11 protein-coding genes are annotated in these 8267 nt (G+C 31.7%); 1 reads left to right on the plus strand and 10 read right to left on the minus strand.

What is annotated here, in order from left to right:
• Window positions 1-33 precede the first annotated feature (33 nt).
• Together Q0C22_RS00875 and Q0C22_RS00880 are read right to left on the minus strand one after the other, a co-directional pair.
• A complete protein-coding gene (locus tag Q0C22_RS00875; protein WP_291490204.1) occupies window positions 34-615 on the minus strand; it encodes a hypothetical protein in 582 nt (193 codons plus the stop codon).
• A gap of 3 nt (window positions 616-618) precedes the next feature.
• The gene (locus Q0C22_RS00880) at window positions 619-894 is read right to left on the minus strand and encodes a hypothetical protein (protein ID WP_291490205.1); all 276 of its coding nucleotides are present in this window, start codon (window positions 892-894) and stop codon (window positions 619-621) included.
• A 172-nt stretch (window positions 895-1066) separates the two neighbouring features.
• Here Q0C22_RS00880 and nikR point away from each other — a divergent pair, with 172 nt between their 5' ends.
• Complete coding sequence (gene nikR, locus Q0C22_RS00885; protein WP_291490206.1) at window positions 1067-1480, plus strand: nickel-responsive transcriptional regulator NikR; 414 nt, start codon at window positions 1067-1069, stop codon at window positions 1478-1480.
• A gap of 1 nt (window position 1481) precedes the next feature.
• Here nikR and Q0C22_RS00890 read toward each other — a convergent pair whose 3' ends face one another.
• The 8 genes from Q0C22_RS00890 to Q0C22_RS00925 form a co-directional block, all read right to left on the minus strand.
• A complete protein-coding gene (locus Q0C22_RS00890; RefSeq protein ID WP_291490207.1) occupies window positions 1482-2183 on the minus strand; it encodes an ABC transporter ATP-binding protein in 702 nt (233 codons plus the stop codon).
• A gap of 47 nt (window positions 2184-2230) precedes the next feature.
• The gene (locus Q0C22_RS00895) at window positions 2231-2674 is read right to left on the minus strand and encodes an iron chelate uptake ABC transporter family permease subunit (RefSeq protein WP_291490208.1); all 444 of its coding nucleotides are present in this window, start codon (window positions 2672-2674) and stop codon (window positions 2231-2233) included.
• A complete protein-coding gene (locus Q0C22_RS00900; protein ID WP_291490209.1) occupies window positions 2629-3237 on the minus strand; it encodes an iron chelate uptake ABC transporter family permease subunit in 609 nt (202 codons plus the stop codon). The genes Q0C22_RS00895 and Q0C22_RS00900 overlap by 46 nt, the downstream gene beginning before the upstream one ends.
• Window positions 3237-4280, minus strand: a complete 1044-nt coding sequence (locus Q0C22_RS00905; RefSeq protein WP_291490210.1) for an iron ABC transporter substrate-binding protein — start codon at window positions 4278-4280, stop codon at window positions 3237-3239. The genes Q0C22_RS00900 and Q0C22_RS00905 overlap by 1 nt, the downstream gene beginning before the upstream one ends.
• The gene (locus Q0C22_RS00910) at window positions 4281-4955 is read right to left on the minus strand and encodes an FmdE family protein (RefSeq protein WP_291490211.1); all 675 of its coding nucleotides are present in this window, start codon (window positions 4953-4955) and stop codon (window positions 4281-4283) included. It abuts the gene before it with no gap.
• A 9-nt stretch (window positions 4956-4964) separates the two neighbouring features.
• Window positions 4965-7148, minus strand: coding sequence for a TonB-dependent receptor (locus tag Q0C22_RS00915; RefSeq protein ID WP_291490212.1), 2184 nt, complete (start codon window positions 7146-7148; stop codon window positions 4965-4967).
• A 77-nt stretch (window positions 7149-7225) separates the two neighbouring features.
• Complete coding sequence (locus Q0C22_RS00920; RefSeq protein WP_291490213.1) at window positions 7226-7807, minus strand: phosphatase PAP2 family protein; 582 nt, start codon at window positions 7805-7807, stop codon at window positions 7226-7228.
• The coding region (locus Q0C22_RS00925; RefSeq protein WP_291490214.1) for a DUF4337 domain-containing protein at window positions 7804-8267 on the minus strand (464 nt) is incomplete at its 5' end. The genes Q0C22_RS00920 and Q0C22_RS00925, both read right to left, overlap by 4 nt.

An 8267-nucleotide genomic window follows, 5' to 3' on the forward strand; every position in this document is an offset into this window, starting at 1 on the left:
CTCTAAAGATAAATATAGAGACATAGTTATAATTTAGAGGGAAATTAGGTTAGCTAAAGATAAAAGCAAAGAATTATTTATTCTACTAATTGGAGAAAGGATTTGCATACCATTATAAGATGATAATAAAATACCACCGCTTATGTTATCATTTGGGTTAGGAGTTCTTGGGTCGCAGCTTGAATCTGCAGATGAAGCAGATGAGCAATGCGCTGGCGAGCCTCCAGTTAATACCCACTGCAAAAGGTCAATGCGTGTCATGTAATGAAAATTTAGACACGATCCTTTATAGCTTCTATTAGAGTAAATATAATCACTGCTCTTTGGACATACAGCTGCTTTAGCATTATTATTTATATACCAATAAGAACCATTGTAAGAATAAACGCTATTTGGGTCAAAATAGCCCTCTTCGTTTCCTTGATATTTGCCAGTATAAGCAGGCCAGCTCATAGAGCCGCTTATATCCATAACAATTAATACATTTGGAGCTATAGCAGTCTGCGTACCAAGAAACGGTGGTATTGCAGCAGCACTTGGCGAGGAACAATCTGCAAAAGATACATTGGCAACAAAGACCAAAAACGCTATTGCTAAAAACAACTTCTTTATCATCTTTTACTCTCCTGTAATGACAATAGCTTCTTCACAGTCTTTTACCAAATACAAGGCAATGTTTGAGTGCTCTTTTAATTTTTTCAAAACTTCTTCATTTTGTATTGAAAAAGTATGAATGCCTGTACATCTTTTAGAGTATACATCCACTTTAGCTGTAGAATCCTTCAAATTAATGCTAATTACTTTGCCAATAACCATTGTATATTCTGCCGCAAACGATACATTGATATACACCAACAAAGTTATGCTTATTACCAAAACAAATACTTTTTTCATACTGCAACTCCAAATTTCTCTAATTTTAAGTTATATTTTATATTGGATGATTTATAAATGCAAGTAAAAAATTAAAAAATTGCAATAAAAAATACATAATATTGACAAAATATTTTAGTCAAGTAGAATAAGTTTGATTGTTTTGGTAAACAAAAACTTTGGGAGTATACTTATGGATGAAACAATTAGATTCAGCATATCTTTACCTGAATCTCTTTTAAAAGAATTAGATGAAAAGATGATAAAAAAAGGTTACGCTTCAAGGTCTGAGTTTGTAAGAGATTTAATAAGAAAAGAGCTTGTAGAAGAAAAATGGTCAAGTACAACTTATGAAGTCTACGGCGTATTGACTATAATTTATGATCATCATAAAAAAGAATTAGCAGAAAAACTAATAGATATACAGCATGACTGGCCAATCAATATTGTATGTGCAACGCACATTCATATAGATCATCACAATTGCCTTGAAAATATTATTTTAAAAGGCGTACCAGAATCAATTGAGGAAATTGCAATAAAAATAGGCGGATTAAACGGTGTTAAGTTTTCCAAACTCACACGCGCAGCTAGTTTGGAAAAATAAGTTAATAATTTGGAACGCACAATTTTTTGCCATTTTGGTTTAATATATCAAGCTCGATACCATAAACATCACTTATAATCTTAGCATTGAGCTCATCTAAGCTACAAAAATCAAGCAACTTTGCATCTTTTAAAAACAATAGCCTATCAGCGTAATTCAGTGCCATATTTATATCGTGCAAAGCCATTATGGCTATAAGTTTTTTTTGGGAAACTAAAGTCTTTAATAATTGCATAACTTCAATTTGGTTTTTCAAATCAAGGTTGTTTAAAGGCTCATCTATAAGTAGAATTTTTGATTCTTGAGCCAAAAGCTGAGCTATGCGCACCTTTTGGGCTTCCCCTCCGCTAACTGTCGTAAATTTCTTTAATGCAAGGTGATTTAAGTTAAGTGTGTTTATGATTGATTGAGCAATAGCATAGTCTCTTGCACTAAAAAATTTTTTTATATAAGGTTTTCTTGATAGCAAAACACTTTCAAATACATTTATGTCAATGTTTTCAGGGCTTTGAGCAAAGTAAGTAACGATTTTTGCAATCTCTTTGCTTGGCATTTTATTTATGGCTTTTTTATTAAATAAAATATCGCCAGATGGTTTTAGAATCCCACATAGGCATTTAAGTAATGTTGTTTTGCCTGCGCCATTTACGCCAAGCAACGCTACAAGCTCGCCTTTTTTAGCAAAAAACGATATATTGTCCAAAACTGTCTTATGCTTATAGCTAAACCTTATATTTTTTTCCTATAAACTCACCTTTTGCCTCTGATTATAAGATAAAAAAACGCAGGAGCGCCGATAAATGATGTTATAATCCCAACAGGCAATACCACATTGCCAAGAATATTTCTTGCAATAATATCTGCAAGTATCAAAATAATTGCACCTATAATTGCACTTGAGGCCAAAAAATAATCGCTCCCGATAAGCCTTTTTGCTATATGCGGTGCAACTAAGCCAACGAATCCTATTATACCAACAAATGCAACTATACTTGCGCTTAACAAAGATGAAACTACCATACTAATAATTCTCAAATTTTCTGTATTAACCCCAAGTGATCTTGCATGATCATCACCAAATTGCAATAGCTTGTAATCTATCGATTTGCTCAAAAAAAACAAAAAAGCAATAATAAACAACCCAAATATCAAAAAGATTTCACTGTAGGTTGTTCTTGAACAATCGCCAAACATCCAAAAAATGATAGCGCTAATCTGCTTATCACTTGAAAATACTGCAAAATTGCAAGCAACGCGCTAAATAACGATCCAATAGCAACACCAGATAAAATAAGTGTTTCATTTGATGTATTTTTAAATTTTGAGATAAATATTATTATCAATGTTGCAACTAAAGAACTTAAAAAAGCACTAAAACTTACAGCGTAAGGATTCTTTAAAAAAGCAGAGCCAAAAAAAATTGCCAAAGCTGCACCGAATGCACTTGATGCTGAAATACCAAGTGTAAAAGGTGAAGCTAATGGATTTTTAAGAACAATTTGCAAAACAGCACCACATAATGCAAGGCCGCCACCAGCTAGGCTAGCTGTAAGTGCTTCTGGCAGCCTCATTTGCCATATTACAAGCTCTGAATTTGAATTAGCCCTAAAAACAAGGGCTTTTAAACATTCATAAACCGAAATATTATAAGAGCCAATCATTACAAAAGCAATAATTAATACAAAAAGAATAGTTACTAAAGCCAAAAGATAAAACAGTTTTATTCTTTTTTGCTTAAGATATGTTTTTGCTATCATTAAAAATTTAACTTACCTAAATTTCTTTTGTATACTTTAATCATTTTGTCGTATAAAGGTTTATTAAGCAAAAATGTGTATATTTCATCAGCTATTTGTTTAATATTATAATTTTGCTTGTAAACAACATTTGCTATAAAATATGTATCAATTAAAGCATTATCTATATTTGTCGCATAAAAATTGTATGGCCACTCAATATACACATTGTGATTTCTAAAAGCACTTAAACTTTTATAAAATTGCGGATTTTTTTTATAATCGTTTTCAACTAATGCTAACCCGCCCAGATCTATAAATATGTACTGTGGATTTAATTTTAAAATTTCTTCTTTGCTAACCATAATTGCACCCTGAGATTTTACATTTTGAATAACGTTATGTATACCAAGCAATTCAAAAGGCAAAAAATTGCTCTGGGTACTTTCTATGCCATGTGCGCCCCTCATACCCAATGCTCCAATATATGCACTGACTTTTGGTTTATTTAAAGAAATTTCTTTAATATAGTTAAATTGCTTATCCAAAAAAGATATAATCTGTTTTGCTCTGTCTTGTTTGTCACAAATTTGTCCTATTAGCATTAGTGATTTTTTAAAGTCATCATTATTAAAGGTTGCAATCTGACCATAACTTAAAACAACAACAGGTAGATGCGTTTTGTCCTGCAACATTTGAGCACTATTTTTGTCAACTAAATATGTTACAAAAATCACATCGGGCTTTACGCTTAAAATTTTCTCCATATTTATACTTGAGTTTGGACCACCCTGGCCTATAACAGGCAATTTTAACAATTGTTGGTTTGCAATCATATATGGTGCAGTAGATTTTTTTTCTATATTTTCTATGCCGACTACATTATTAGCTAAATCCATGTAGCATATAAGCCTCAACGTACCAGGACCAATAGCAACTATACGTGATACTTTATGATTGATAGAAACATGCCTATCAAGTAAATCCACCACTTCCATTGCGTTTGCTTTTACTGCAATAATAATAAAAAAAACTATAGTAAGTAAAAAAAATCGTTTTTTCATTTAAACCTCCAAAAATAAAGATTGAATCATGTGTATGCCTCTTCCAATTAAAGCCGGATATTCAATACCTGCGCATGTAGCGCAATAGTGTTTGCCGTCTTGTTCAATCATTTTCGTTGACATAACAAGCTCAGAACAGTTGTCGCACTTTAGACTGTCAAAAATTGGTGCTCTTTCGATAGGTTTTATTTTTACAGGCTTTACATCAAATATGCTATCATCAATCTCTAACATTTTATAGCCTGTTTCTTCCCATAAAGCAGACATTTCTTTGATTTCCTCTTGGTTAGCGTTTCTTTGCTTAACAACTTTGTCAAAAAGCTCTATGCCTCTTGTTGGAAAGTAACTTTTAACTTTATCAGAGTCCATATACAACCTTAAACCTTCAAAATTACTTCTTCTAACTATTGATAGAGAATTTTTACCAGTATCTAAGTAAATGAGGCTATTGTTTCCTATTGTGCATCCTGTTGTAATCTGAACGCCATCAAGAAAACAGTTATTACACTCAACAATCGCAAGTAAATTTTCATTAATTGTATCTTCCGTACTAGCACGTTTAATGTTCAACTTCGATAAAAGCAATAGAGATGCTTTAACACCAAGTGCTACATAAGGGCAAATATGGCCGTGAAATTTTTTTGCATAGTCCAGCCATTCTTTTTTGTAATTCATTAAAGCCCCCTAAAATGTTAAGCTTGCAGTTAAACTTGCATTAAATGGCTCGCCTGGATAAAAACTTGTATTTCCAGCAAGCGCATCATCCATTGAGTTTATAACTGCAATGTATTTTTTATTTAATATGTTGTTTAATTGAAGAGATAATTTAAATTCATGCATCTTGTAGATATTTTTAAGTGTATAGTTGATTTGTGCATTAAGTGTAGTATAAGATGCCACTTCTTGTGTGTGATTAGCGTCTGCATACCTTGATCCTACATAAACAACTGAAGGTATAAACTGCCACTTATCATAATTTACAATAAATCCGCTTTTTATAAGCCATTTTGGCACATCAACAATTTGCTTATCCTTGCAATCAATCAGGCTACCTTGGTAGCTAATATTATTATCATAGGTTAATCTAGTAAATGAAGGATTAAAAAAGAATGTGAGGTAGTCATTAATATAGGCATTAAATGCAAGCTCAAAACCATAACCTGTAGCTTTGCCGATATTTTGTTGATAGTTTAACTTAACACGCGGGTCATAAACTGTTGTTAGCAAATCCTTTTGTTTTGAGTAAAAGAATGTTGGCAAAAGATCAAACCATGAACCTCTAATGCGTGCACCTAAATCAATATTATCTGAACGCTCAATATTGTACCCATCAAAAAGATCATTTAGCGTTATGTGCGCTTGTTGAAATTTTGCTCTATTTGAATTATATATATTTACAAGTGGCATGTAAGCATATGGTCTTATAAAGTTTCTGCCATAATTTGCATAAAGTTCAAACTCATCACTAAACTTATAGGCTATACCAGTATTTGGCAACCATATATCGTAAAGTCTTTCCTTTCTGTCTAAGTCTGGCGCTCTAACCAAACTATATGGAGCAGTTTTGCTAGTTACATAGCCTTGTGAGGAAGAATCGTTAAATCTAAAGTACTTTATACCTGCTTGGGCTTTAAATTTTTGGTCTTCAAAAGCTACCTGCAAAAACGGTGATTTTATATATGAATCACCAGTTGTTGCAAATACACCATAGCCCCTATAAGATAAATTGTCACCAATAATTGCATAATTTTGTGAATATATATCCATATTGGAAACTTCATACTGCATACCACTTGAAACTTTAAAATGATTAACATTTAGATCAAACTGTGCGATAATACCTTTTCTATCTATATCTCTTGTTCTTTTTTGAACAATATTTTGTGGAGAAATACCTTGCCAGATATGTGTATTTTCCTTAGAATAATACGGTTTTAGTACTACATCAAAAATATTGGTTGGTTTTATTGTTAAAATGCTAAAAAAATCAGTATTTTGAAAATCACCATGATTATACCCAAAATAGTTTATATCTTTTGAAGCAACAGATGTTTTTGAACTATTATAATCAAGGTTTGTATCGTCAATTTGAGCATAACTCAAAGCTCTATAAAGGTTTTGTTTCACAAAATTGTAGTTAAAAAAAACTTTAGCATCAAACACATCGCCAATTGGTTGATCAAGCATAAAATTTACATTGTTCCTTGGGCCGATCTCACCAGGACCTCTCCATTTATTTGCAATACCGTATGAGTATGACACACTAAATCTTGTATTGGTTTTATCGATATTTCCAGAATCAAACCTGAAAAAATTTTCGTACAATTCATAAGTACCATAAGTTTGCTGCATTTTAAACTGTGTTGTTTTAAGTGGCCACAATGGTACAAGCTCTATTGCACCACCTCTATCTCCAACACCTACACCTAAATTTGCTGGCACTGCAGATTCGTAAACCTTTATTGCTTTAAAATTTTGCAAGTTATAAATATAATCCCTTGGACCCATAGGTGCACCACCATAATTTGGTATACCTTCAACTGTCATTGCCCCCAAATAATTTCTTACACCTCTAATTCTAACATTTGTGCCTTCTGCATAAAGTCCACTTGAATCTGCATTTTCAACGCTAACATCAGGCAATATATTAATCGCATTATAAACGCTTGTTTGTGCTTGTGTTCCGCCTAAATCCATACCTTGTTTTGTTACCTCTAAACCGGAAAAAACAGTTTGTTCTGTTTGTTTGGTGGGTTCAACAATTGGTGTTGCGTTTACATTTACAGCTTCTAATTTTTTTGAATCATCGGCAAAAACGTAGTTTGAAAGGATTGTTAAAAAAAGACACACTAACCATACTCGCTTCATCTTCCCCCTCCTAATATTACAAATTATGGTTCTGTAATATTATTTATCACAGTGTTAATTGTTTGTCAATAAATAATTTATTTTTGAAGTTTTTTTTCTAAAGAATATGAAATTAAAACTACAAATATTGATATGGCATAACTCATAAGCACATTGCTCAAATAATGCTTACACAAAAACATTCTTGAAAGACCAACAAGTATTGCCCAAACAATCAGTAAAGTGCCAATTTTTTTATTTTTTATATAAATACTGAAAGCTAAAGTTGAATTTAGTGTCGTATGTCCAGAAGGCATACTGTCGAAATCATGCCTGAATGTAAACGGATAAAAACCATAAATATTATCTTTTATATACATGATTGGCCTTGCCTGTCCAAGCATATATTTTAGTACTATAACCAAGGTATCTGCAAGAATTATTGATACACACATTATAAATACAAACTGTCTTAAAGGCTTAATCCAAAAAGATAAAAAAACGATCAAAGAAACGATTAAAAAAACCCACTCAAAAGATCCAATTTCGCTGATTTTACTAAAAAAAGGTAAAAAAATTTCCTTATTGCAAAGAAACACGCAAATATATCTATCAAATGCAAATATTGATGCTACACTAAAAATAAGCAAAATAAAGGCTGTTATGTAATATTTTTTCACAAAACCTCAACCAAAAAAATTAACAAACCTGTTGTAAATGATAAAAGAGAAACATACCAAAAAATTTTTCGTCTTGTAATAGCTGAAATGGAAGCAACAGCTATGCTAAGCTGTATTACAATTTGAGCTATCAAAAATCTATGATGTTTTTCGAAATTATGATTGCTTTCTTTTTGAAATTCTTCAACTTTTTGTTCAAGTTTTTGTGCATCTTGTTTTATATGTTGTTTTTCTTTATTATAACGTTGCGATTGAGCTTTGAATTTTTCGTTTTTAGTAATATCATATGCAATGGTATACATGTTTTCTCTAATTACTTTTGCTTGATAATAGCCCCACATATCAGAAGCTTTATTTTGTGTTAAAACAGCATCATTTTTATTCAAAATTGTTTTTGTAACGTAAAGTTCTGAATTCAAACCTACTAAAGCAGCCAATATTGCCATTAATGTTGTAGTTA

It is taken from the genome of Desulfurella sp., assembly GCF_023256235.1.
Lineage (GTDB): Bacteria > Campylobacterota_A > Desulfurellia > Desulfurellales > Desulfurellaceae > Desulfurella.